Origin of the sequence: Endozoicomonas sp. Mp262, assembly GCF_025643335.1 — a bacterium.
Classification (GTDB): Bacteria; Pseudomonadota; Gammaproteobacteria; order Pseudomonadales; family Endozoicomonadaceae; genus Endonucleibacter.
In genome coordinates this window covers 179,092-201,750 of sequence record NZ_CP092489.1, presented here as the reverse complement: position 1 = coordinate 201,750, position 22,659 = coordinate 179,092, and the positions used below count along the sequence as shown (strand labels likewise).

21 protein-coding genes are annotated in these 22,659 nt (G+C 44.9%); 10 read left to right on the top strand and 11 right to left on the bottom strand.

Going from position 1 to position 22,659, the window contains the following annotated elements; all coding sequences use genetic code 11:
* Positions 1-64: 64 nt before the first annotated feature.
* The 10 genes from MJ595_RS00815 to MJ595_RS00770 all read right to left on the bottom strand — a co-directional run bounded on the left by MJ595_RS00815 (position 65) and on the right by MJ595_RS00770 (position 9,780).
* Positions 65-1,117 carry a PDDEXK nuclease domain-containing protein gene (locus MJ595_RS00815; RefSeq protein ID WP_263080636.1) on the bottom strand — a complete coding sequence of 351 codons (1,053 nt, stop codon included), beginning with the start codon at positions 1,115-1,117 and terminating at the stop codon, positions 65-67.
* Position 1,118: 1 nt separating this feature from the next.
* A complete protein-coding gene (locus MJ595_RS00810) occupies positions 1,119-1,388 on the bottom strand; it encodes a hypothetical protein (protein ID WP_263080635.1) in 270 nt (89 codons plus the stop codon).
* Positions 1,388-2,596: a restriction endonuclease subunit S gene (locus MJ595_RS00805; RefSeq protein WP_263080634.1), complete on the bottom strand. Its 1,209-nt coding sequence runs from the start codon at positions 2,594-2,596 to the stop codon at positions 1,388-1,390. Before MJ595_RS00805 ends, MJ595_RS00810 begins: the two co-directional genes overlap by 1 nt.
* The gene (locus tag MJ595_RS00800) at positions 2,586-2,747 is read right to left on the bottom strand and encodes a hypothetical protein (RefSeq protein ID WP_263080633.1); all 162 of its coding nucleotides are present in this window, start codon (positions 2,745-2,747) and stop codon (positions 2,586-2,588) included. Before MJ595_RS00800 ends, MJ595_RS00805 begins: the two co-directional genes overlap by 11 nt.
* Entirely contained in the window at positions 2,744-3,562 is an 819-nt protein-coding gene (locus MJ595_RS00795; protein WP_263080632.1) for a PDDEXK nuclease domain-containing protein, read from the bottom strand. Before MJ595_RS00795 ends, MJ595_RS00800 begins: the two co-directional genes overlap by 4 nt.
* Positions 3,555-5,084 (bottom strand): type I restriction-modification system subunit M, encoded by a 1,530-nt coding sequence (locus MJ595_RS00790; protein ID WP_263080631.1) that lies wholly within the window; start codon positions 5,082-5,084, stop codon positions 3,555-3,557. The genes MJ595_RS00795 and MJ595_RS00790 overlap by 8 nt, the downstream gene beginning before the upstream one ends.
* A gap of 12 nt (positions 5,085-5,096) precedes the next feature.
* Positions 5,097-5,693 carry a restriction endonuclease subunit S gene (locus tag MJ595_RS00785; protein WP_263080630.1) on the bottom strand — a complete coding sequence of 199 codons (597 nt, stop codon included), beginning with the start codon at positions 5,691-5,693 and terminating at the stop codon, positions 5,097-5,099.
* Positions 5,694-5,835: 142 nt separating this feature from the next.
* On the bottom strand, positions 5,836-6,825 hold the full coding sequence (locus MJ595_RS00780) for a M23 family metallopeptidase (protein WP_263080629.1): 990 nt from the start codon (positions 6,823-6,825) through the stop codon (positions 5,836-5,838).
* An 11-nt stretch (positions 6,826-6,836) separates the two neighbouring features.
* Positions 6,837-8,468 carry a hypothetical protein gene (locus MJ595_RS00775; RefSeq protein ID WP_263080628.1) on the bottom strand — a complete coding sequence of 544 codons (1,632 nt, stop codon included), beginning with the start codon at positions 8,466-8,468 and terminating at the stop codon, positions 6,837-6,839.
* Between the two features lie 25 nt (positions 8,469-8,493).
* Positions 8,494-9,780: a TolC family protein gene (locus tag MJ595_RS00770; protein ID WP_263080627.1), complete on the bottom strand. Its 1,287-nt coding sequence runs from the start codon at positions 9,778-9,780 to the stop codon at positions 8,494-8,496.
* Positions 9,781-10,002: 222 nt separating this feature from the next.
* On the opposite strand from MJ595_RS00770, the gene MJ595_RS00765 reads away from it, so the two are divergent.
* From MJ595_RS00765 to MJ595_RS00740, 6 genes are all read left to right on the top strand, one after another.
* A complete protein-coding gene (locus MJ595_RS00765) occupies positions 10,003-10,605 on the top strand; it encodes a hypothetical protein (protein ID WP_263080626.1) in 603 nt (200 codons plus the stop codon).
* 23 nt (positions 10,606-10,628) lie between these two features.
* Entirely contained in the window at positions 10,629-11,888 is a 1,260-nt protein-coding gene (locus MJ595_RS00760; RefSeq protein ID WP_263080625.1) for an HlyD family type I secretion periplasmic adaptor subunit, read from the top strand.
* Positions 11,889-11,903: 15 nt separating this feature from the next.
* On the top strand, positions 11,904-12,347 hold the full coding sequence (locus tag MJ595_RS00755) for a response regulator (RefSeq protein WP_263080624.1): 444 nt from the start codon (positions 11,904-11,906) through the stop codon (positions 12,345-12,347).
* A 167-nt stretch (positions 12,348-12,514) separates the two neighbouring features.
* Positions 12,515-12,754 (top strand): type II toxin-antitoxin system prevent-host-death family antitoxin, encoded by a 240-nt coding sequence (locus MJ595_RS00750; protein ID WP_263080623.1) that lies wholly within the window; start codon positions 12,515-12,517, stop codon positions 12,752-12,754.
* On the top strand, positions 12,754-13,188 hold the full coding sequence (locus MJ595_RS00745; protein ID WP_263080622.1) for a type II toxin-antitoxin system VapC family toxin: 435 nt from the start codon (positions 12,754-12,756) through the stop codon (positions 13,186-13,188). The genes MJ595_RS00750 and MJ595_RS00745 overlap by 1 nt, the downstream gene beginning before the upstream one ends.
* 134 nt (positions 13,189-13,322) lie before the next feature.
* Positions 13,323-13,667, top strand: a complete 345-nt coding sequence (locus tag MJ595_RS00740; protein ID WP_263080621.1) for a hypothetical protein — start codon at positions 13,323-13,325, stop codon at positions 13,665-13,667.
* Between the two features lie 526 nt (positions 13,668-14,193).
* On the opposite strand, the gene ilvA is transcribed toward MJ595_RS00740, so the two are convergent.
* Positions 14,194-15,735, bottom strand: a complete 1,542-nt coding sequence (ilvA, locus tag MJ595_RS00735) for a threonine ammonia-lyase, biosynthetic (protein WP_263080620.1) — start codon at positions 15,733-15,735, stop codon at positions 14,194-14,196.
* Between the two features lie 138 nt (positions 15,736-15,873).
* Between ilvA and rpiA the strand changes: the two genes are divergently transcribed.
* From rpiA to MJ595_RS00715, 4 genes are all read left to right on the top strand, one after another.
* Positions 15,874-16,548: a ribose-5-phosphate isomerase RpiA gene (rpiA, locus tag MJ595_RS00730; protein WP_263080619.1), complete on the top strand. Its 675-nt coding sequence runs from the start codon at positions 15,874-15,876 to the stop codon at positions 16,546-16,548.
* 502 nt (positions 16,549-17,050) lie between these two features.
* Positions 17,051-21,223: a response regulator gene (locus MJ595_RS00725; RefSeq protein WP_263080618.1), complete on the top strand. Its 4,173-nt coding sequence runs from the start codon at positions 17,051-17,053 to the stop codon at positions 21,221-21,223.
* A complete protein-coding gene (locus tag MJ595_RS00720; protein ID WP_263080617.1) occupies positions 21,220-22,044 on the top strand; it encodes a protein-glutamate O-methyltransferase CheR in 825 nt (274 codons plus the stop codon). The genes MJ595_RS00725 and MJ595_RS00720 overlap by 4 nt, the downstream gene beginning before the upstream one ends.
* Positions 22,041-22,631 (top strand): chemotaxis protein CheB, encoded by a 591-nt coding sequence (locus MJ595_RS00715; protein WP_263080615.1) that lies wholly within the window; start codon positions 22,041-22,043, stop codon positions 22,629-22,631. Before MJ595_RS00720 ends, MJ595_RS00715 begins: the two co-directional genes overlap by 4 nt.
* The last annotated feature ends 28 nt before the right edge of the window (positions 22,632-22,659 follow it).

Genomic DNA, 22,659 nt, shown 5'->3' with positions numbered 1-22,659 from the left:
ACCCTGCACCTGCCGGTGAGCAATGGCTGTATAAGGGCTTTTCTCTTTTGTTTAAAAGGCAAATTCACTGATTGTTATCCCCCATTTTTTCACTGAGCAACTGTCGCTGTTGCTCCAGTTGTATGCGCAACTCCTCTTCACTGGGCAGCTCCAGCTGGTATTTGGAGGCAAACAGTTGCTGGCTGTGGTTCAGTACCGAATATTTGGCGACGGTGTGATTGCCTTCGGAGCAGAGAATCAGGCCAATGGTGGGGTTGTCATCGGTGCGGCGTTTTTTCTCTTCGTACATGCGTACATACATATCCATTTGACCCACATCCTGATGGGTGAGCCGGTGCATTTTCAGATCGATGAGCAGAAAACACTTGAGGTGGAAATTGTAAAACACCAGGTCGATAAAGTAGTCGCCGTCGTCGGTGCTGATGCGTTGCTGCCTCTCCACAAAGGCAAAGCCCTTGCCCAGTTCCAGCAGGAATTTTTGCAGGTTATTGATGAGCGCCTGTTCAAGCTCGCTTTCCTGGACAGAACCAGCGGGTAGGTTGAGAAAGTCTAGAATATAGGGGTCTCGCAGGTAGTCTTCCGGTTTTGAGGCCAGAGCGGTGGTTTTATCATTTGCTTCATTAAGCACCGGTTCTAACGCCTGCTTGCCCCGCTGTGTCATAAGGAGCCGTTCATAGTAAAGCGTCCCCATCTGGCGCTCAAGGGCACGGACGCTCCAGTTCTGTTCAGCGGCTTCTTTCATATACCACTGTCGGGCAGAGGCACTTTCCACGGTAATCAGCTTGCTGTAATGAGACCAGCTCAATTCGGCAGACAGTGTCTGCCGATTTGGAAATGCCAGAAAAAAAGCCCGCATATTCCTCAGGTTACGAACAGAAAAGCCCTTACCAAACTCCCGGACGAGATTTTCCGAAAGGGTTTTCAAGACCTCCTTACCATAGGCAGCACGGATTTCGCCTTGCTGCTCATCCTCCACAATCAGGCGGCCGATTTCCCAATAGGTCTGTACCATGGCGGAATTAACCGCCGTGACTACCTGCTGGCGCCCCCGGGTTAGCAACTCGCGGATAGTGTCAAGCAGCTTGTTGTGAGGGCTGGCGGGGGTATTGAGTGTCATCTCAGGTCTCCTCTAGACCAAACTGCCTGTGGCAGTTATTCGGTAAAACCGAACCACTGAATCTTCTTCCAGTTCGCTTTTCGCCCAAATAGGGTTGGTATGTTTGCCGGTGGTGAATAAAAACACCTTTTGCAAAACCCTCAGGAGTATGGGAACGATGGGGTTTACGGGAAACCTGTCGCCCCCCTTCCTGATGAACTATCCGGAATGTCCGGATAGTTGTCCGGGATTCCTGCTCACCCTGAGGAACCATTGGAGTGTTATCAGGCATCAGACGGTTTCCCCTATGTCTGGCTTGACCCTGCGTTTGCCGGTCAGGAGCTGTTGCATCAGGGCTTTTTTTTCTTGTTTGAGGTGGGTGAGTTTGGTTTGCAACTCCGCAGTTTTCTTATCCGCAGCCGTTAATATAGAAGCGATCTTCTTTTGTTCTTCATAGCATGGAATCGTGATTTTTAGTCTCATAAAATCCGCTGGCTTAACATTCAGGAGACCATGAGCACGACCACCTTCAGCAGCTATCTTAGTCAAGCCGCGATTTAATAAGCCAGACTCAAAGTACTGCTCCATGAAGCAAGCCGAAGTTTTGCTTTCATCAATAATTTCAAAGCAGATATACAGACTTGTAACTACAGCATCGTTATAGCGATTTAATCGTTTTATAGCCCCCATAGGGTAGCCACTGGAATAGCTTTTATTGTAGGCAAATTGGCCCTTTCGAAGGATAAAGTAATTATCTAAAGTTGCTGAGGCCACGGACTTCTTAAAAAACTCTTCTTGTTTAATTAAGCCGTGCTGTGCTGAGATGGTTACTACATTCGTGCTTTGGCCTTTGTTTTTCTCAGTTAGTCTTGTACAAACGGAAGATAGGGGTGCTGTTTTCCACTCCCCCTCAAACCCAGCAAAGCGCTTCTTCCCAGTCAACAACTGTTGCATCAAGGCTTTTTTCTGCTGGTTGCTGGCCTCAATCAGCTTTTCTGTGGTGGCAATGGCTTTATCCCAAGTACCAAGGATTTTGGCAATTTTGCGTTGTTCTATCAATTTGGGAAGTAGAACGGGTATGCTCTCACAGTTACTTTTATTCATATAAGGTATTGTCGTTTTTGAAGCGACGGTATCCATATATGGCTTCTGTGAACTCAAAAAATATGCAAGATATTCATTATCAACATTATCAGGACATACAAATGCGTGGAGTTGCTGGTTCAAAATGACATTTTGTGAGGCAATAGCCGTCAGTCCAAGCTCTCCAACTGCTGCAATAATTACAGATCCCTTCGGAATAATTTTCGCTCCACACTCTTTGGCTGCCGTTTCTGAAATGTAATGCTGTTGTTTGATAGAGGGGACATAACGTCCAGAAATTTCTGGCGTTGTGACCCAAGGAATTGCTCCACCAAATTCTTTCGGTTTATTTCTTCCCGGAACAATTGATCGACACAACTTACCAACGGGATGCTTTTCCCATCCATCAGGCACCATAACCCAACTCCTTCAGGTAACCCGCCATTTTCCTATCCAAACCAGCCGATTGAGAGGTTTCAACTCGAAATTGTGCAACGGTGCGTTGCATAAAATACAGGGGCAAATAAAACAGGTGCGACAGTGTCGCACCTTTTGTCAGAGTGCTCATTGATCGTTTCCTTTCTGTCCCGCCAGGGTCGCTTCAATCTCACGCCTTAACTGCTCTTCGTTGGGCAGGTATAATTGGTACTTTTGCACAAATAACTGGCTGTCCATGCCATAGGTGGCGTATTCCACCATCAGTTCGTCCTTGTCTCTGCTGAGAATTATGCCAACCGGAGGATTATCGTCTTCTATATTTTCCTCTGCGGCGAAGTAGCCCAGATACATATTCATTTGACCGATATCTTGATGCCTGACCTCGTTGATTTTCAGATCAACCAATACAAAGCAGCGCAGAATGCGGTGATAGAAAACCAGATCGATTTTATAGTGACGGTTGTTCAGCGTAATTCGGTACTGGCGACCAACAAAAGTAAACCCTTTGCCCAGCTCAAGCAAAAACTGCTCCAGATGGTTGCACAAGGCCGATTCCAGCTCATTTTCACTGTATTGTTCCCGTTCTGTTGTGTTGCTGATTTTTAATAGCTCGACATGGTGAGACCAGCTCAAATGGTGCGACAGTGTCGCACCATTTGGATCAGCAAGATAAAACTGCCGAAACCGCTTCAGGTTTGACAGACTGAAACCTTTGCCGTGTCTGAGCTTCAGGTCTTTACTCAGAGTTGTCAGAAGCTTTTTTCCGTACTCAGCCGTAGCGCTGCCTTGTTGCTCAAACTCAACAATATGCTGTCCAATATTCCAGTAAGTTATAACTAGTCCTGAATTTATTGCAGAGATTGTTTTTTGCTGCCCTTGTGTAAAGGTATCTGAAATAATCTGTACCAGGTGCTGATATTGCTTTTTTGTAGTTAATTTACTCATACCCCAACTCCTCCAGATATCCCGCCATTTCCTGCTCCAGATCCGCCAGTTCATTTTGCAGTGCCAGTCGTTCAGCCCGAACCGCCATCAGGTCGATCTCTTCCTCCTCCTCAAAGGTATCCACATAGCGGGGAATATTCAGGTTGTAGTCGTTCTCCTGAATTTCTTCCAGGGTGGCAAGGTAGGCGTATTTGTCTACGGTCTGACGATCCTGGAAGGTATCCACAATCTTCTGGATATTGTCAGGGGTAAGCTGGTTCTGGTTTTTACCATTTTTGAACTCACGGGAGGCATCTATAAACAGCACCCTGTTATCGGTTTTCTGCTTGCGGAAGATCAAAATAGCCGCAGGAATACCGGTGCCGAAGAACAGTTTTTCCGGCAGGCCAATCACCGTATCCAGCAGATTCTCATCAATCAGCTTCTTGCGGATTTTGCCTTCGGATGAAGCCCGGAACAGCACGCCGTGGGGCACAACCACACCCATACGCCCCCCTGTTTTTCCATGAGAAGCGGGCTTCAGGGTTTCAATCATATGGGAGATAAAGGCGTAATCCCCTTTGGTCTTGGGGGGAATGCCCCGGCGGAAGCGGCTGAAAGGATCGTTTTCAGCATCTTCATGCCCCCATTTGTCCAGAGAGAACGGCGGATTGGCGGTTACCACATCGAAATGCATCAAGCCGCCATCCGGTGTTTGCAGCTTGGGATTACGAATAGTGTCGCCCCACTCAATGCGGTGGTTATCTTCGCCGTGCAGGAACATATTCATTTTTGCCAGTGACCAGGTGGAGCCAATGGCTTCCTGACCAAAGAGCGCATACTGTTTGGAACCCTTATAGTTCTTCTGTACCTGCTTGCCGCACTTCATCAGCAAAGAACCGGAACCACAGGCCGGGTCACAAATCTGGTCGCCCTTCATGGGTTCCAGCAGAATGGCGAGCAGGTCAGACACTTCCGGTGGCGTATAGAATTCACCCGCTGACTTACCACTGCCTGCGGCAAAGTGCTTGATCAGGTATTCGTAGGCGTTACCAATCACATCGAGAGAACCTACACGGCTGGGGCGCAGGTTTAGGGTTTCCTTGCCAAAGTCTTCCAGCAGATGACGCAGAATATCGTTCTTCTGTTTTTCATCGCCCAGCTTATCGGTATTGAAACTAATATCCTGGAACACATTCTTCAGCTTGGTGCCGTTAGCTTCTTCGATGGCATGCAGGGCCTGGTCGATACGGCTGCCGTTACCCGCTTCATGGCGGTGTTCGTACAGATCCTGGAAGGTGCAACCCGCAGGGATTTTAAAGGACTGGCTGGCCATCATCGCTTCGATCATGGCGGGGTTATCACCAAACTGTTGGGTGAGTTCATCCACCTTATCCTGATGCACATCGGAGATGTATTTCAGGAACAGCATGGTGAGAATAAAGTCTTTGTAGATGGAGGGATCAACGGTTCCACGAAAGGTATCGCAGGCCTTCCAGACAGTGGTGTTGATCTCTTGCTGATTAATGGGGGCGTGTGTCATAGCGGTATTGGGTTAACTTCCTGAAGCTAAATCGCTGGCAATGGCGTTAAGCTGTCGTTGCCTGTTGATGATCAATTGATGTAGCAAGGCATTTTCACGGATGCTCGCTGTATAAAGCCTGGCAATGGTGTTCTGGGTATTAATATCCGGCAGCGCTACCGGGGCTGCGGCAAGTATGGGCTTGCGAATACTCACCTGGTGGCTGCCTTCAGCACTGTTATTGAAGTAACGCTGAACAGGGGGCTGGTTAATCTGCCAGGTGAGGAATTGCGGGTTTAGCCTGCCTTGCAATTCCGGTTTTACCCGTAGCAGGAACAGGCTGGGAGCCAGGGTGGTTTGAGCCATATCCTCTGGTACGCAACAGGCCATGTGTCGCAACCCTTTATTGATAAAGAGGATATCCCCCTGTTGCAGCCAGTCTGCCGCTCGCTTGCCTGTCAGCTCTGTTGTGACTAACTCGTCCGTCAACAACTCACCCAGGTCAGAAATGTCCTTCGGCTGTACAGCTTTCACAGTACCCTTTGGCACTTCTTGAATAGCCCCCCGAAAGGGGTAACCAGCCTGAATGGTTACAAGTTCGGATAATGTGATGTGTAAGACCGGGGGCATTATCCCTACCTGTGTTATATAAAAAAACCTCATAAGGAGGCGTTTTTATTCTGTCACAGTTATTTTATTTTTCAATGTTTATTTTGCAGTATTTGTATGGTGCATTGTTTTTGGGGTATCTGGGTCAGGCAGGGATTACCGCTTATTCCTTTGGTGTGTCTACTGTTTTATTGATATAGAGAATCCGGTTACGCCAGACATTGACCTGGGCTTTTTTCACAGGAAGTGTGGAGGGGTCTTTCTTCACGCCAAGGTAAATGACTTGCTGTGCCTTATAGTTTTTATTTTTTGGAAAGCGGTGGGTTTTAATCAGGTTATCGTCACTGGAAAAGAGTTTGAGTTCGATACTGTCACTGGCCATGAGTCCAGCCAGTCTGACCCAGAAAAACAGGGTTTTATCATCCGGGGTTATATTGTTGTAAAACGCACCGGTCTCAACCTCCCTATAGTTTTTTGGAGCTGTACCGGAAAAGCCGTAATCAAGAAGGTAGCCGGGCTGATAAACAAGGGTTTCCAGTGCTTGTTCAGACCATAATGAACTCATGGTGTTTCCACAGGAGCCAGATGCCCCGGAGGCGGTAAATGGGTCAATATTGACACCATGATGTTTTATTCCAAAGTGCAAGTGGGGAAACTCGGTTAAGCCTGATAAGCCAATTTCCCCGATCACCATGCCGGTGGTGACCTGGTCGCCTTTTTTTACCCTGACACTGCTCTTTTTCATATGCCCATAAATGCTTTGCCAACCACTGCCGTGATTAATAATCACTGCGTTGCCAAGTCCAACGGGATTGAGTCGTGCCCTGTCCTGCTTTCTGAGGTAGGTATCATTCATATTATTGCGAATAGCGTGGACAGTCCCTGGAGCCGCTGCGATAACATTGACACCACTATTCATTTCTACAAGATTTTTAATTCGGATATCGGTTCCCTTGTGACCGCTATAGGTCATGCTACCGCAGCGATAGTCTTTGGCCTGAGGCCCTGGCTGGGTATCAAAGTAATTTTGTATAAAGCAGTTTTTGCCGTAATGACACTTTAGTGGAAAGTTGAAATCGGGTGGGCTGGATTCTGTATTAGCAAGAGCAGAGCTGATAGACAGGAGTGATAGAATAGAAAGGCCGATTTTCATATTGAGTGGGCTTACCCTCGTCCCCGGATATGGTTCACGGCCTTGCCAATGGCTTGCATCATCTTTTCCATACGGCTTTGGCGGATGTCGTTATTTCTGCGTTCTTTTTCAACCTTTTCAGTACAGTCATGGATTTGTTGTGCCAGGTGGTCAAGATCCGTTGTTGATATGGGCGAGGGTTGCTGCCTGATTTCTTCTTTTAATTGATCCAGCTGTTCTGTGGTTTTGGTCTGTGTCTGGGTAACATGCTTTTGTTCATCCAGAAGCGATGAAACGATTTGAATCAGCCTTTGTTTGCTCTCATGAATCGCTCCCAGTGCTTCCACTGAGCTGTTTGTGCTGGTTGAAAATAGCGCTCTCAGCTTTTCAGATTCCCTTAGTTGCATTTCTGCATTTTGGTTAAGTACTTCAGTGTATTCCAGTTGGCGTGCCTGAATCTGAACAGATTTTTCCAGGGTTTCTGATAGCTTTTCCACCACGGTAATCATCCGCGCCTGTTTTTGATTGAGGGCTTCCAGGTCTTTGTGGGATGTTTCCAGGAGTTCTTCATGGTCATGATGGGAAACCTGGACCAGTTCTTCGTGGTTATGATGGGTCAGATCCATCAGTTCTTTATGATCCTGGTGAGTCTGGTTGATAAGCTCCCTTTGGTCGTTATGGAAGGTTTCAAGCAGCGCCTTATTACTGGCTTGAAACATCGCCATGAAAGCATCCCATTTTTCTTCATTGATACCGCTGTTTGCTGCCGGTGCTGAGTCAAGGGCCTGGGCAACTAGGCTTAGTTGCTCTATCACTTTATTCAGGCGAGGGTCCGGCTGGGGGGCCGGGGGAGCCATCAGGCCATCGGCAGGTATTTCCATTAAAGAGCCAGGCTGATTGGCAGCGGGCTGTGGCGCACCTGGTTGACTCTCTACAGTATGCTGTGCCAGCCAGTTTTCCATGGCACCGGTAAAGTAGCTACTGGCCTTATTCAGGTTCAGGGCGAGAATGCCCAAAACCAGGGATGAACTCAGCCCCATCAGGGACGAGCCGAATGCTGTACCCATACCCCCAAGCGGGCCTTCAAGACCCTTGATCAGGGTGATCAGGGTATCCATGATATCGCCACCACCGCCAAGACCCTCGGCAAGGTCTGCCAGTATGCCACCGATGGAGGCAATGGTAATGGTTAGACCCAGGAAGGTTCCCAGCAGGCCAATAAAAACCAGCAGGTCAGTGAAGTAACGGATAAATGCAATTTTGTCATCAACACTGTCTTGCAGGGAGTTGATGAGAGAGCGTGTGGCGGGGGCAGACAGTTTGATCATGCCCAGGGAGGTGATGTTATTCCGGAGCAATACCAGGGTATTACTCATCATATGCATTTTTATGGATTCATCATTTTCATCAGCAAATAGCAATTCATCGAGATTGGATATGACGGTCACATCATCTTTAAGATGAAAAACATATAAAAAAGTCAGGGCCGTACCAATAATGAAGACGGTGAGGATCGAGCCATTTAATGGCACATTGGACATAAATGCAGTAACAAAGAAATCCTGGGCAACATAGACCATTGTGGATGCGGCTATAACGATGACCGCCATCTTCTTGAGAAACCCTTTTATAACTCCAGGGTTGGCAATGTGAAGCTCTGACATATCCTTTTGCCTCTTTTAAATTTTTTTAGGCATCCAATCTGTTGATAGTGGCAATGACATCATTCATAAAAAAGTAGATGTCAAACATACTTTTGTAATAATCGTAGTAAAAGGAAGCGCTCTGTATTCTGCTGGTGTGGTAGGCTCCCTGGGCAGTGGTAATATCCAGAAGGCTTTTTTCTCCCAGCTCAAACTCCTTGTAATAAAGCTCCACAATTTGGGCATTGTTTTCCAAAGACGCGTCTATTACTTTTTTCTCATCCTTGAGCTTTTCCATGGCATTATAGGCTTCACGAACCTGCTGCTCTACGGCAAGCCTGGCTTCATCCACCTGATACTGTGCCCGCATTAATTGAGCCTGCTTTTCATCCACCTTCCGTCGGGCAATGGAACCGTCCCAGATATCGTAAGAGAAAGTGACAGTGCCGCTTTCAGTGGTCTGCCAGGTCTCTGAGGTATCTTTTGAACGCTCCCGTGCCACCTCAAGATCCAGTTTGATCTTGGGATAGAGGTCTGAGCGGGACTTTTCAAGATTTTGCAGGGCGGCATCTGCCGTGGCTTTCCTGGCAAGAATGCTGTGGCTTTCTTCCAGGGCGAATTCCAGCAATTGGTCTATGGACATATCCATAGTGAGGGCATCCAGCACCGGAACTTCCAGATCCTTGGGTTCCTCACCCACAATGACCTTAAAGGTCTGCCTGGCAAAGCTGAGATCGGTTTTATAGCCGATCAGCTCAAGCTCAGAATTTTGCACCAGGCTGAGGATTCTCTGAACATCGGATTTTGCAGAAGCACCGGCCTGCTCCCGTTTTTCCAGAATCTCCAAAAACTGGTTATAAAATTCGATATTGTCTTCAACGTGTTTGATAATCTGCTCAAGCTTTAATATTTCCAGGAAAGCACTGGCGGTCAGCTGAGCCAGTTTCTCTTTGCCACTATCCAGCTGATGTTGACTGGCTTGCAGGCTGAATGACCGGGCCCGGACCTGGCTGCTGATTCGGCCAAAGTCATAGAGGATTTGGCTTAAGGTCAGGGTGGATTTGGTCTTGTTGTACCAGTCTCCGGCACTGGCAGGTTCGTTGCCGCCGTTGGTTTTCCTGTTTGCCCCCTTATCCATTTTAATTTTTATAACGGGCTGGTAGGCGCCCATGCTCTGTCTGAATCGTGCGTCATTGGTATCAACGGCAGCACCCAGGGATTTGACATTGGGGTTGAAGTCAAGGGCTTTGCCTACTGCATCCTGAAGGGATAATGCGTTGTTATCGGTAGCAATAACTAATAATCCTGTGGCCAGAATCGCTGTTATCCTCATAGCTAAAACCCTGTATTTTCGAACCCGGTTATCAGTTAGAGCCTAATGAACGTCACTGTTAGTACTGTGGCAATAGTTGTTCATAAAGGTTGAGTGCCTTCTCAGTGAATCGGCGCTAATAAAAGGATCTGAAGCCTCTTCCGTGTAAGAAAAAATCAAGATCAACCCCGCCAGTGGCGATAAAGGAAGGGAGGCTGTTTATATAAAGAATTAAGGCTGAATATGGCAAAAGAACCTGAAAGTAATCCCTGGCCGGGGTTTGTTGATGCACTATCAACAACCCTGCTGGTATTCGTATTTCTGGTGGTGGTATTGGTACTGGTTGTCACCGGGTTAAGCGTACAAGTGGGGCAAGATATTGCTGCGGCTCTGGTGGAGCAGCAAGTGAAGGCCGCTGGAAAGTCTGATGAAGCCAATGTGGGCAATGCCATAAGCCTGAAGTCCGATTCTGCCAAGGAAATTGTATCCGAGGCCAAAGCGGATGAAGTTCAAATCAAGACAGTTAACCTGAGTACCGGGGAAGAAAGGATCCGGGTTAAATATCAGGATCTCAGTGCCCTTATGAATCCTGAAGCCAATGATGAATTGAATCAGTGGATTCAGGAAAATCTGGAGAAAATCAAGAGTCGTAAGGTGATTATTGTGGGCTTGCTTCATAGTAGTGATGTGGCGACAACCACGTCCTACTATGTCTCGTTCAATAGAGTGATGGCCATTAGAAAAGTCTTTACCGATTTGGGCGTGCCAAAACAAAACCTGAAAGTCCGGGTGGATGATTCGGGTAAAGAAAATAAGAATGAAGTGTTAATTCAGCTGGCAGAGTAGCTTATATGCACTTGTTTTCGTACATGAGTAGAAAAATTATTGTTAAATACTCAATTACCTTATCTATTACATTATTTATAGGTCTGTTTGTTTTATGGGCCTCATTCACCAATATTGATATTGTGGTGAAGAGCGAAGGCCGGGTGACAACATTTACCAATAATAAAATAGTTGAGCACCTGGAAGGTGGCATATTGGCAGGAATGCATGTCATGGAAGGGCAGCGGGTGGATAAAAGCTCTTTGTTGTTTACCGTACAGAATCCAACCCTGACGGAAAATATCAGTGTCAAAAAACAACGGTTGAATGGCCTGATTGCCAGAGGACATAGGCTCTATGCCGAGATGAATGGGGTTGATCTGGAGGACAGTGTAGAGGCTATAGCCAAGACCAATAGTTATTATTTCAATGAGCTTGAACTCTATCAGAAAAGAAAAAAGGCATTACAGGAACGGCAATCTATCGTCAAAACCCAGGTTAACCGGGAGTCGGCCAGGCTTGAGGAAAGTAGTCAGGTGATCCATGACTTGAATAATGAACGTGCTGTGGCTCAAAAGCAGTTAGATATACTGTCCAGTTTGCTTAAAGACGGCGCTGGCTCTATTCAAAATCAATTACAGAAAAAAATGGCCCTGTTAAAAATAGAGACCCGAATCAATCAGTCTATTAAGCAGAAGGTAGTGATTGAGTCGGAGTTGGGCGAACTGAAGTTAAAGCAGGAAAAGCTGTTAACAGACTTTATGGAGGAAGCTCAGGATGATTACAACAGTACCATGGCGGAGATCGCCCAGGTCAAAGAGCAGATTCTTGCCTCCAGGAAAAGGGAGTCTCGCAAGGAAGTAAAGTCACCCGTGACAGGCGTACTGCATAAGCTCCACGTCAATACCCTTGGGGAAGTGGTTGCACCGGGTACGGTTCTTGCCGAGATAGTGCCCGATGGCGTACCTTTAATGGTGGAGGCCAGAATTGCGCCCTTTGACAGGGCCAAGGTCTGGCCCGGACAGCAAGTGCATGTGCGTGTATCAGCCTATGATTACTCGGTATTTGGGGCGCTTTCTGGCATTATAAAGGAGGTGAGTGCCGATACTTATCAACAGGAAGGCGTTTATCAAAACTATTACAGGGCCGTTATTGAAACCGAAACACCAGGGTTTGATGAAAATAATCTGCTGATTCCGGGAATGACTGTTGATGTTAATATTCTGGCAGGTAAGAGGACGCTGTTAGGTTATCTGTTGGGGCCTTTACGGGAGACATTTCAGTTTACCGCTACAGAAACATAATAAGGATACTGGGCTGTGGATGAGCAAACTAGCAAAGTGTTGATTGTTGATGACGATCGAACCAATTTAAAGATTCTTACCAAAATCGTTGAATCACAGGGGTATGAGACTGAGAATGCTTCCGGGGGAAATGAAGCGCTCAGCCTGCTTGAAACGCTGACCCCTGATCTTATTTTACTGGACATTATGATGCCGGATATTAATGGCATTGAGGTTTGTAAAAAGCTGCAGCAAGACCCCAGACTGTCTGATATCCCTGTGATTATGGTGACAGGTGATACCGATGTGGAAACATTAAAAAAATCCTTTGATGCCGGGGCTACCGACTTTGTCAGTAAATATGTGAACCGGGTTGAGTTTGCAGCCAGGATTCGGGCTGCCTTTCGTTTACGTAATGAGATCAGACGTAGACGAGAGTGTGAAAGTAAGCTGAAAGAGCTACAGGACAGCCAGAAGTGACTCTAAATTTGTCAGGGTAGTAAGAATAGAATGGTCTTTTTTGTTTCGTAAAAAACAAGCTGTATATTGAATGCTTATTAGACTATAAATATGGTCTGTTCATTTGAAGACAAGCTAGTAGACTTATATACTGGTCTATATAAATAAAGACAAAAGAGGCTCCTGACATGCTTGAAGAAATCGGTTCTTATGATGCAAAAACCAAGCTCCCCGAAATCCTACGTCGTGTTGAAGCGGGTGAAGCGTTTACCATTACCAATCGGGGCAAACCCATTGCCGACTTGATTCCAAGTCGTGCCAAAAGCCGATTAAAGGCTCAGGCGGCTATCAACAATCTCTTACAGATGAAAAAAACTGTAGTCTCTGATGAAGATTTAAAGGCTATTCGTGAAGAAGGCCGCCGGTAATGACTGATTTTGTTCTGGATAATTCAGTAACGATGCGTTGGCTGATGGTGACAAATAATGTTGCAGACCAACAGTATGCAGAAGATGTAATGACAACGCTGGCTCATGTTGATGCACTGGTTCCCAATCTCTGGCATTTAGAGGTATGTAATGTAGTATCTCGTTCAGAGCGTCGTGGTGAAATTGATCCAGGGCAGAGTGAAGGCTTTATTGCCCAATTGGAAAACCTACCTATATATATTGATCCATTGACTGCTAATCAGGCGTTTAGCCGAACGCTGGGGCTTGCCAGAAGCTATAAGCTCAGTAGCTATGATGCAGCTTATTTGGAACTTGCAATACGTGAAGGATTGCCCTTGGCAACACTGGATGATGCTTTAGAACTTGCAGCAAAACAGGCCGGTGTGAAGTTATATCTCAAGGGTAAAAATTAATTGAACACCGGAGTTTTTAAAGATAACTGTCCCAATAACCCTATACTAAACCGCACTAGTCAAAGGGCTAGAAAATTGTAATTTCTATGTTGGAGCGGTTTGGGAGATATTGTACCTCACCAGATTTTCGCGTTATGGCTCAAGTTGAAATGTATCAAAGGATAGGAAGAATGCTAAAAATAATTTTTTTAACAGGTGCTTATCTCTTTCTACCTAACTTTGCTTATGCTAGGTACAATAATTGGCAGGGAGAATCTACAGGTGATGGAATATATTTTGGGTATTTCCTTATTGTTTTCTTTGGTGTGCTTTATATTCATGAACGATTTGAAAAATCAAAAAAAGATGGAATAGATGCTCTTATATTATGTTCCGTAGCAGGTGCATTATTTCTCCTAATACCTGAACTAGCCATTTTTGTAGGAGCTGGATTAATTTTATTGCTTATGATCGGTGCAATCATGAATGCTTTTCGTTAAAAGCAGCTACGATATTTCAGCATATTCTCAAACAAGAGCCATACACTGTTCAAACCACTACATAAGGCCTCCAGTTACAGCTCAAAGTGGGCTTCACTTTACCAACCATTCCCGCTAAAAAACAGGTTAACCTATTGATATAATTATATTTTATGAGAAATGGTTTGCGAAAACTGATTTCCAAGTTTCTTTATAATTCGGTAAGCTACACAGTTTTCAAGAATAGCTGTCACTTTACCCGTTCCAACTAAAAAATCAACCATACAAGTGACGGTATTATCTTTTGAGTTGGATGTGCTAACCAGTTTTTTTGCTTCTGCTAAGAGTTATTTTAGAGAAAGTACGCCCAGTTTATTATAGGGTAAAACCTGGCAGTTTAGGTGGGCAACTCTCAGGAGAAAACGGCCAGCATGTGGATTATACTGACACGAAGTGGTATTAAGTTTGAGTCAACTTCCCACAGAAGGGCATGCATGCCAGCAGTGATTTTCACAGTCATGCCGAGGTTGTAATTTAAAAGCGGCGTTTACACAGAATTGCTTACAGGCTCACCATTGCCCAGAAAACTCTGGTAAGCGCTGTTTTCTGTCTCTTCCTTATAGCTATAGCCAATTTCATCCAGAAACCTTTCTATATGGTCTTTCTTCTCTGGAGGAATATCCAGGCCCACGGCAACCCTGCCATAGGCCGCCCCATGATTTCTGTAATGGAATAAACTGATATTGAAATCACTGCCCAGTTTGGTAAGAAAGTTCAGGAGTGCGCCGGGTCTTTCGGGGAATTCAAAACGGTATATGCGTTCGTGTTTCACAGCAGCGGTATGCCCACCTACCATATGGCGGATATGAAGCTTGGCTAACTCATTGTCTGTTAAATCTTCTACTGCATAGTGTTTGTTGATCAATGTTTCAACGAGCCTGGCAATGGGCAGCTGGTCAGGACTGACCTGGACACCTACAAAAATCCTGGCGTTTTCCGGATCATGGTAACGATAGTTAAATTCAGTAATATTCCGGCGTTCCAGTAGCTCGCAGAACTGTTTAAAACTGCCGGGTTGCTCTGGAATGGTGACACTCAGTATGGCCTCTCTTTTCTCGCCAATTTCAGCCCTTTCGGAGACATAGCGCAGTCGATCAAAGTTAATATTGGCACCACTGTTAATGGCTAGCAGGGTTTGCCCGGAAAGGCCTTTTTCCTCAATGTATTTTTTCAGGCCGGCAGTGCCCAAGGCACCGGCAGGTTCAGTGATAGAACGGGTGTCGTCAAAAATATCTTTGATTGCTGCGCAGATTTCATCCGAGGTCACTGTGACAACTTCGTCAATATATTCCTGGCACAGCTTGAAGCTTTCTTCTCCTATGCGGGCAACAGCAACACCATCGGCAAATAAGCCCACATGGTGGAGGGTGACGGGTCTTCCTTTCTCAAGTGCGGCCTTTAGGCAGGCGGACTCTTCAAACTCTACGCCAATGACTTTTATTTCTGGTCGCAGGTATTTTATATAGGCACTGATTCCGGCGGCCAGCCCACCTCCGCCAACCGGTATAAAAATGGCGGTTAAATCTCCGCTATGCTGGCGAAGAATTTCCATTCCGATGGTTCCCTGGCCGGCAATGGTCTCTGGATCATCATAGGGGTGAATGTAGCTGTAACCCTGCTGTTCCACCAGTTCCATTGAGTGAGCCAGGGCTTCATCAAAGGTATCCCCCCTTAGAATGACCTGCGCCCCCCGGGCACGAACAGCACGGATTTTAATCTCTGGGGTTGTGCCCGGCATCACGATGACGGCATTGATACCCAGTTTACTGGCAGCCAGTGCAACACCCTGGGCGTGATTCCCGGCGGAAGCAGTGACTACCCCCCGCTTTTTCTCTGCGGGTGTCAGAGAGGATATTTTGTTGTAGGCACCACGAATTTTAAAGGAGTAGACGGACTGGAGATCTTCACGCTTGATCAATATCTGGTTGTTGAGCCGACGGCTAAGAAATGATGCAGGATGAATGGGGGTTTCAGTGGCTACATCATATACCCGGGACTCAAGAATTTTTCTGATATAGTTATGGGTCATTCTTAATTGCTGCTTTTTATCTATTTATTAAGCTAAACCACAGCTCATTCTAAATTAATTTTTTTCACCCTGAAACCACCCCGGACGCTGTATACTTATCGCCTTTTCATAATCTGGATATTTAAGGAACCCTCCATCATGACACAGGATGAATTGAAAAAAGCTACCGCAGAAGCTGCATTGCAGCGTATCGTACCATTTCTGGAAGATGATATGGTGATTGGCATTGGCACCGGTTCCACTGCTAATTACTTTATTGATGCCCTGGCGGCCCATAAGGCCGCCTTTGATGGTTGTGTTGCCAGCTCTGAGGCATCTGCCCAACGGTTAAAATCCCATGGTATACCTGTTTATGACCTGAATTCAGTTCAGGGCCTGAGGTTTTATATTGATGGTGCTGACGAGGCCAATGACCAGCTGCATCTGATAAAAGGCGGTGGTGCGGCTCTCACCCGGGAGAAAATTGTCGCAGCGGTTGCTGATGAATTTATTTGTATTGCTGATGAAAGCAAGTCTGTGGATGTTCTTGGTGAATTCCCACTGCCGGTGGAAGTTATTCCAATGGCCAGAAGCTATGTGGCCAGAGAGCTGGTTAAGCTGGGAGGTGATCCTGCCTATCGTGAAGGGGTTGTAACGGATAACGGTAACATCATCCTGGATGTCTGGAATCTCAAGATAACTGACCCTAAAGAACTGGAGACACGCATTAATCAAATTACCGGTGTTGTGACTAACGGGATTTTTGCCCTGAGATCAGCTGACGTGATGCTGCTTGGGACTACGGATGGGGTAAAGGAGGTTAACAGAGCCTAGGGGTTCGGGATTCTCTCTATTGAACCAATCTGACTGGCAGGGATGCCAGCAGACTGAGACAATCACTCTCAGTAACGGGTTAAAACAGACTGTGGAGAAGGAAGTGCAATGATGCTAGTAGTAAGCCAAAAGATGCTGCAAGGATAGAAATCTCTTTGAAGCTAAGGTCTTCATCCTGGTTCATATCCATAGTACCTCCTTGAATAACAGCTTGAACCTGAATTATTACGTCCAGATATATAAATATTAGTGAAGTTGTTAGAGGTATGCAGTTAGATATAGGTATTAGTTTGATGTTATTCGCTAACTTTGTATGACTGGAGTTATTTTAATATTAATTAGTAATAAAAAATATTCCCTGGACTGGCTAAAGAGTCAGCAGAAGCCTGCGGGTGCTTAGAGGCTGTTTTTCAAATAACTGCTTAAATTTTCTATCAAAGATACGATGAAATAGGGAGGAACTTATTGTTTTAACTTGGCGTTTTTTTACAAAGGATGGGGTATGAATACAGTCATGGCCGGGGCCGATAAGGTAACTTTGAAAAAAAAGCTGGGGATGGTGCTGTTTTTTTGGTTTTTTGTCTTGTCACTTGGGCCATTGATGGTCATCGGAACCCTTGAATATGAAAAAGGGAAAGATTCTATAAGGGCTAGCCAATATCAACGACTATCACATACAAACTTTTTATTTGCTCACAGGCTGTATGATTTTTTTGACGCAGTTGAGAGTAATTTAAGTTATCAGGAAGTAAATGCCAAAAAAATGGTACAGGATGTAAAAGAAATAATGATGTCTGGAGGCATGAATTTCAATAATTTATTTGGAAATAATGAATATCAAAGGGTTTTTAAGTATTACTCTCCATTATTTAGTAGCTTTATTTCAGTATATGGTTATGCGGACTTTTTTGTTTTAGATGACAAAGGAGGGATTATTTATTCTACCAGTCAAAATGGCTTTATTGGTAAGAGTATATTTAACAGTGATATTGAAAATACCCTTTTTTTAAAGACTGTCAAGGCAAGTATTGAAAGTGGGGATACAAGGTATGGTGCGCTGCGGGGGCATGGCGATAAAAATACGCTATCCAGCTATATGGTAAAGCCCTTAAGCAATAGCGGTAAGAATATGGGGTATATTGCAGTTAAACTATCTGCAGGCTTGGTTCAGGACTTATTCAAGGGTTATGCATCAATGATGCATGTAGAAGAAAATATTAATGTATATCTGGTTAATGAAAGGGGGGATGTTGTTTATGGGAATCAGTATTCACCTGTATCAAAGCTCAGGTTGAATAAAGGTAATCCATTATACCGGTCATGGCTGGCTCATTTTGACCAGGAAACGGGAGAGTATACAGAAAAAGAAGAACACATGGAGCATGTTCATGATGGGCATTCCAGGCATACTCATCATGAACACCATGATGAAATTGAAAATGTAACTGATCAGCAGGCAAAACGTATTCAGGCATCATCTCATATAGAAAGCTATAAAGGATTTCATAATGAAACGGTTCTCGGTATGTTTCATCCCGTGGTGGTGAAAGGCACTTCATTTTTTCTTGTATCCGAGGTTCTGGAGGATTCTGTTTTTCATCCCATCAAAGATTTGCGTGAACGATTACTTTATGCCGTTTTTATTGTATTTGTATTTGTATTTGTATTTGCTGCCCTGGTGGCCAGGAGTGTGGTCAAACCCATCAATATTATTACATCATGGGTAAAGAGAGTGGCTTCTGGTGATTATGTCCAGGGGAAGATCCTTGATGCTAATTCTGAAATTAGCGAGTTGAGTCGTAGTTTTAAGGAAATGACAGAGAAGCTGCGTAATATTAGTAATGAAAATGAGCAGCGTAGTTGGTTGCAGGAAGGCTTGGCAAGCTTGAATGATAGTCTTCGTGGTGATCTCTCCATCGTTGATCTTTGTGAGAATATTGTTGCTTTTTATTGTCGTTATCTGGGATTCCAGACAGGAGCAATGTATGTGTTAAGTGAGGATCAGTCCTTACATCTTATGGGAACCTATGCATGGAGAACCCGTAAGCAACATGCCAATAAGTTTGTACTTGGTGATGGTCTTGTTGGTCAGGCCGCACTGGAAAAAAAGACTATAGAAATTATTGATATTCCAGCCGACTACATGGTGATTGAATCGGGCCTGGGAAGTACGAGACCCTGTAGTGTTTTAATCGTTCCACTGATTTATGAAGATGAGCTTAAAGGTGTTTTAGAGTTTGCTTTGCTTAGGTCTGTATCGAAAGAGCAGTCCAGTTTCCTGAAACAGTCCATTGAAAATGTGGCTATTGCCATTAACTCAGGACAGTACAGGAACCGTGTCAACCAGCTTCTTGAGCAAACAACAAAACAGTCTGAGGTGTTGAAAGAACAGCAGGAAGAACTAAAGACGGTGAATGAGGAGTTAGAAAGCAGGGCAGCCATTCTGGAGGAATCAGAAGAAGAGTTAAAGGCTCAAAGTGAAGAACTTCAACGATCAAATGCAGAGCTTGAAGAAAAAAGTGAACTTCTCCTGGAGCGAAAGGAAGAAATTGAAAAGAAGAACTACGATATCCGGCAATCCAAAAAGGCCATTGAAGAAAAGGCTAAGGAGTTAGAGCAGACAAGCCGGTATAAATCTGAATTTTTGGCTAATATGTCCCATGAGCTTAGAACCCCTCTAAACTCTCTGCTGGTATTGGCTCAAATGCTGGCTGAAAATGATGAGGGGAACCTGACAGAGGATCAAGAAGAATCCGCTCAGGTTATATACAACAGTGGTAATGAACTGCTTGAGCTGATTAATGACATTCTTGACCTGTCCAAGGTTGAAGCAGGAAAGATGATTATTAATTTCGAGGATGTTGATGTTTCTGAGTTGTGTAATGGTATTAATACGCTGTTTAAACCCCTTTCTGAAAAGAAGAATCTTGATTTTTCAGTCACCCTTGAACAGGGGACTGTTCAAACCATTCTGTCTGACAGTCAGAGATTGATGCAAATTATCAAGAATTTCCTGTCCAATGCCTTTAAGTTTACGGAGTCTGGTGGAATTTATGTAAAGGTATTTCCTGCTGTTAGAAAAGGGCGCTATGGGGAAGATAGCTATGTTGCATTTTCTGTAAGGGACACCGGCATAGGGATACCTGAAGACAAGCAGTCTGCAATTTTTGATGCTTTCAGACAGGCTGATGGCTCTACCAGCCGGAAATATGGCGGGACAGGGTTAGGGCTTGCCATTTCCAGAGAGCTTTCCAGTATGCTTGGAGGACTGATAGAGCTCGATAGTGTTGAAGGGGAGGGGACAACATTCACCGTGTTATTGCCTGATAACCCAGTATCCTCCTTGACCAGGGAAAAGGTATATGCGGATAGTTATCAAGTTGCCATTGTTGATGGTGAGGAACAAATCAGTAACAGCGATATGGGCGAAACTCGTCTGAAACTGAAAGAAACAGAAGCGAACCACACAGAAGACTCCCTCAATATTCCTGAATTAGATCCAGAGAAACCCTGCCTTTTATTAATTGAAGACGATCCAAACTTTGTAGATATTCTTAAACGTATTGCAGAAAAACACAGTTTTCAATATATACATGCAGATATTGGAACGAGTGGCCTTCAGTTGGCACAGGCAGTGCGGCCTGATGCAATTATTCTGGACCTGGGGCTTCCTGATATGGATGGACAGGATGTGCTCACTGAGCTGAAGTCCAGGGATTCAACAAAAAACATACCGGTTCACATCATTTCTGGCCGAGACCCTGCATCTGCCACAATGGATGAGGCGATTGGCTATTTATTCAAGCCTGTTTCCATGGGAGAGTTAAACAGAGCCTTTGTAAAACTCAGCAATATGCTGCAGGGTGATTTGAACAGGGTTCTGATTTTAGATAGTGATAAACAGGCTCGAGATCATTTGGGCAGTATTTTGACGAACAAAGGTATCGATGTGGCCTTGGCAGCGACAGCCCGGGAGGCTGAGTCCTTAATATATGATAATCCATGGCAGTGCCTGGTTATGGACTGTGATCTTGAGGATTCCAGTGGCATTGAATTTCTGAAGAAAACCAGGGAGCATTTAGGGGAAAGGATGCCGTTTGTCATCGTTCACACTGCCAGGGAAATGACCGAAGCTGAGCATAATGAATTCCAGATGTATACAAATACCATGGTTTTAAAGGGAGACAGTGCTTCAGAAGATAGGGTATTAGATGAAGTGAGTTTATTTTTGCATTCGGTTGAAAAAGTATCTTCTGCAGGAGAAAAAGACAACCTGGTGACACCGGTTTCAGAAAAGACCCTGGAAGGTCATAAAGTACTATTGGTCGATGATGATCTTAGAAATACATTCACCTTATCAAAAGCGCTTCAAGGAATGGGGATGGACGTTGTTATCGCTGACAATGGTAAAGTGGCCCTTGAAAAGTTGGACGACGAAGGTGATGTGGAGCTGGTTTTGATGGATATCATGATGCCGGTTATGGATGGTTTTGAGGCGACCCGGGCATTGAGAAATCACAAGTCATATAAAGACCTGCCGGTCATTGTACTGACAGCTAAATCTACGGCGGAAGATCGTTCTAACTGTATAAATGCCGGGGCAAATGATTATATGACCAAGCCCGTCGATATGGACAAGCTGGTTGCCATGTTAAAAGTCTGGTTATCGAAGTGAGCACAGATTCAAAGGATGTTCTTGAACTGTCACTGTTACTTGATGCTATAGAGCGTCATTATGGTTATGATTTTCATAATTATGCCAGGGCTTCATTATTGCGCAGGGTCAGAAAATTTCTTGGTCAGGTCAATCGCTCTTATATCAGCGATCTTATTTCATTGCTTTTGTATGATGAAAACTCATTCTCTCTCTTTGTAAAACAACTTTCGGTACCTGTTACAGAAATGTTTCGTGACCCGGATTTTTTTCAGGTGCTGAGAACACAGGTTATTCCTGTATTAAAAACCTACCCCTTTATAAAAATATGGCATGCAGGTTGTGCTACAGGGGAAGAGGTGTACTCCATGGTCATTGTGCTAGAGGAAGAAGGGCTTCTTGATCGTTGTCAGATTTATGCCACTGATTTCAACGATCAGGCGCTATCTATAGCCCGGAAAGGCATTTATTCATCAAAACAGCTTGAGCGCTACGAAGGTAATTACCGACAGTCTGGTGGTCAAACCCAATTAAGTGATTATGGTTATCAGATGTATGACTCATTCAAGCTCAATGATCGACTATCAAAGAAAATAACATTTGCAAATCATAACTTGGTTACCGATGGTGTTTTTGGCGAAATGAACCTGGTGCTTTGTCGCAATGTTCTGATTTACTTCAATCAAATTTTGCAAGAGCGGGTTTTGGGTACGTTAGTTGATAGCCTTTGTCCTTTTGGTATTTTATGTATTGGTAAACGGGAGAATCTACGGTTTTGTAAAGTGGCTGAACGCCTGGAAAGTCTCGATTTATGCCAGCGAATATACAGGAAAAAAGAGTGACAGGTATTAATAAAAGTAATTTTCGTACTTTTGATGCAGTGGTCATTGGAGCTTCTGCTGGCGGGGTGAATGCAATAACAGATATTCTTGCCCAAACGAACAGGGCCGTTTCTTTCCCTATTTTTATTGCCAAGCATGTTGGTCTTGATGACAGGGGGGGCGCAGTGACGGTTTTTAATAAGTTGACAGACCTCACGATCGTTGAAGCATGGGATAAGCAAGTTATTGAAGCAGGCTGTGTTTATATCGCACCTTCCAATTATCATATGCTTGTGGAGAATCGGAAATTGCTCTGCCTTAATACTGATGAGAAAGCGTGTTATGTTCGGCCCTCTATAGATGTGTTGTTTCAGTCAGCGGCTGATGTTTATGGTGAGAGGCTGCTTGCGATTATCTTGACGGGCGCTAATGAAGATGGGGCAGAGGGTGTGCGCTCTGTTGCCAGGGGCGGGGGATATACCATTGCTCAGCAGCCCCAATCAGCAGAAGTGGATGTGATGCCCCGGGCGGCAATAGCCACTGGCTGCGTCGATCAGATAATGACCCTTGGGGAAATTAGCCATTTTTTGAATTGCCTGGTTGCATAACACGTATAGTTTGAAGGATGATTTAAAT

What these genes read in the sequence shown, in the direction of transcription:
- MJ595_RS00815 (WP_263080636.1), bottom strand. Translation starts at nt 1,117, where the DNA reads ATGACACTCAATACCCCCGCCAGCCCTCACAACAAGCTGCTTGACACT.
- MJ595_RS00810 (WP_263080635.1), bottom strand. Translation starts at nt 1,388, where the DNA reads ATGCCTGATAACACTCCAATGGTTCCTCAGGGTGAGCAGGAATCCCGG.
- MJ595_RS00805 (WP_263080634.1), bottom strand. Translation starts at nt 2,596, where the DNA reads ATGGTGCCTGATGGATGGGAAAAGCATCCCGTTGGTAAGTTGTGTCGA.
- MJ595_RS00800 (WP_263080633.1), bottom strand. Translation starts at nt 2,747, where the DNA reads ATGAGCACTCTGACAAAAGGTGCGACACTGTCGCACCTGTTTTATTTG.
- MJ595_RS00795 (WP_263080632.1), bottom strand. Translation starts at nt 3,562, where the DNA reads ATGAGTAAATTAACTACAAAAAAGCAATATCAGCACCTGGTACAGATT.
- MJ595_RS00790 (WP_263080631.1), bottom strand. Translation starts at nt 5,084, where the DNA reads ATGACACACGCCCCCATTAATCAGCAAGAGATCAACACCACTGTCTGG.
- MJ595_RS00785 (WP_263080630.1), bottom strand. Translation starts at nt 5,693, where the DNA reads ATGCCCCCGGTCTTACACATCACATTATCCGAACTTGTAACCATTCAG.
- MJ595_RS00780 (WP_263080629.1), bottom strand. Translation starts at nt 6,825, where the DNA reads ATGAAAATCGGCCTTTCTATTCTATCACTCCTGTCTATCAGCTCTGCT.
- MJ595_RS00775 (WP_263080628.1), bottom strand. Translation starts at nt 8,468, where the DNA reads ATGTCAGAGCTTCACATTGCCAACCCTGGAGTTATAAAAGGGTTTCTC.
- MJ595_RS00770 (WP_263080627.1), bottom strand. Translation starts at nt 9,780, where the DNA reads ATGAGGATAACAGCGATTCTGGCCACAGGATTATTAGTTATTGCTACC.
- MJ595_RS00765 (WP_263080626.1), top strand. Translation starts at nt 10,003, where the DNA reads ATGGCAAAAGAACCTGAAAGTAATCCCTGGCCGGGGTTTGTTGATGCA.
- MJ595_RS00760 (WP_263080625.1), top strand. Translation starts at nt 10,629, where the DNA reads ATGAGTAGAAAAATTATTGTTAAATACTCAATTACCTTATCTATTACA.
- MJ595_RS00750 (WP_263080623.1), top strand. Translation starts at nt 12,515, where the DNA reads ATGCTTGAAGAAATCGGTTCTTATGATGCAAAAACCAAGCTCCCCGAA.
- MJ595_RS00745 (WP_263080622.1), top strand. Translation starts at nt 12,754, where the DNA reads ATGACTGATTTTGTTCTGGATAATTCAGTAACGATGCGTTGGCTGATG.
- MJ595_RS00740 (WP_263080621.1), top strand. Translation starts at nt 13,323, where the DNA reads ATGGCTCAAGTTGAAATGTATCAAAGGATAGGAAGAATGCTAAAAATA.
- ilvA (WP_263080620.1), bottom strand. Translation starts at nt 15,735, where the DNA reads ATGACCCATAACTATATCAGAAAAATTCTTGAGTCCCGGGTATATGAT.
- rpiA (WP_263080619.1), top strand. Translation starts at nt 15,874, where the DNA reads ATGACACAGGATGAATTGAAAAAAGCTACCGCAGAAGCTGCATTGCAG.
- MJ595_RS00725 (WP_263080618.1), top strand. Translation starts at nt 17,051, where the DNA reads ATGAATACAGTCATGGCCGGGGCCGATAAGGTAACTTTGAAAAAAAAG.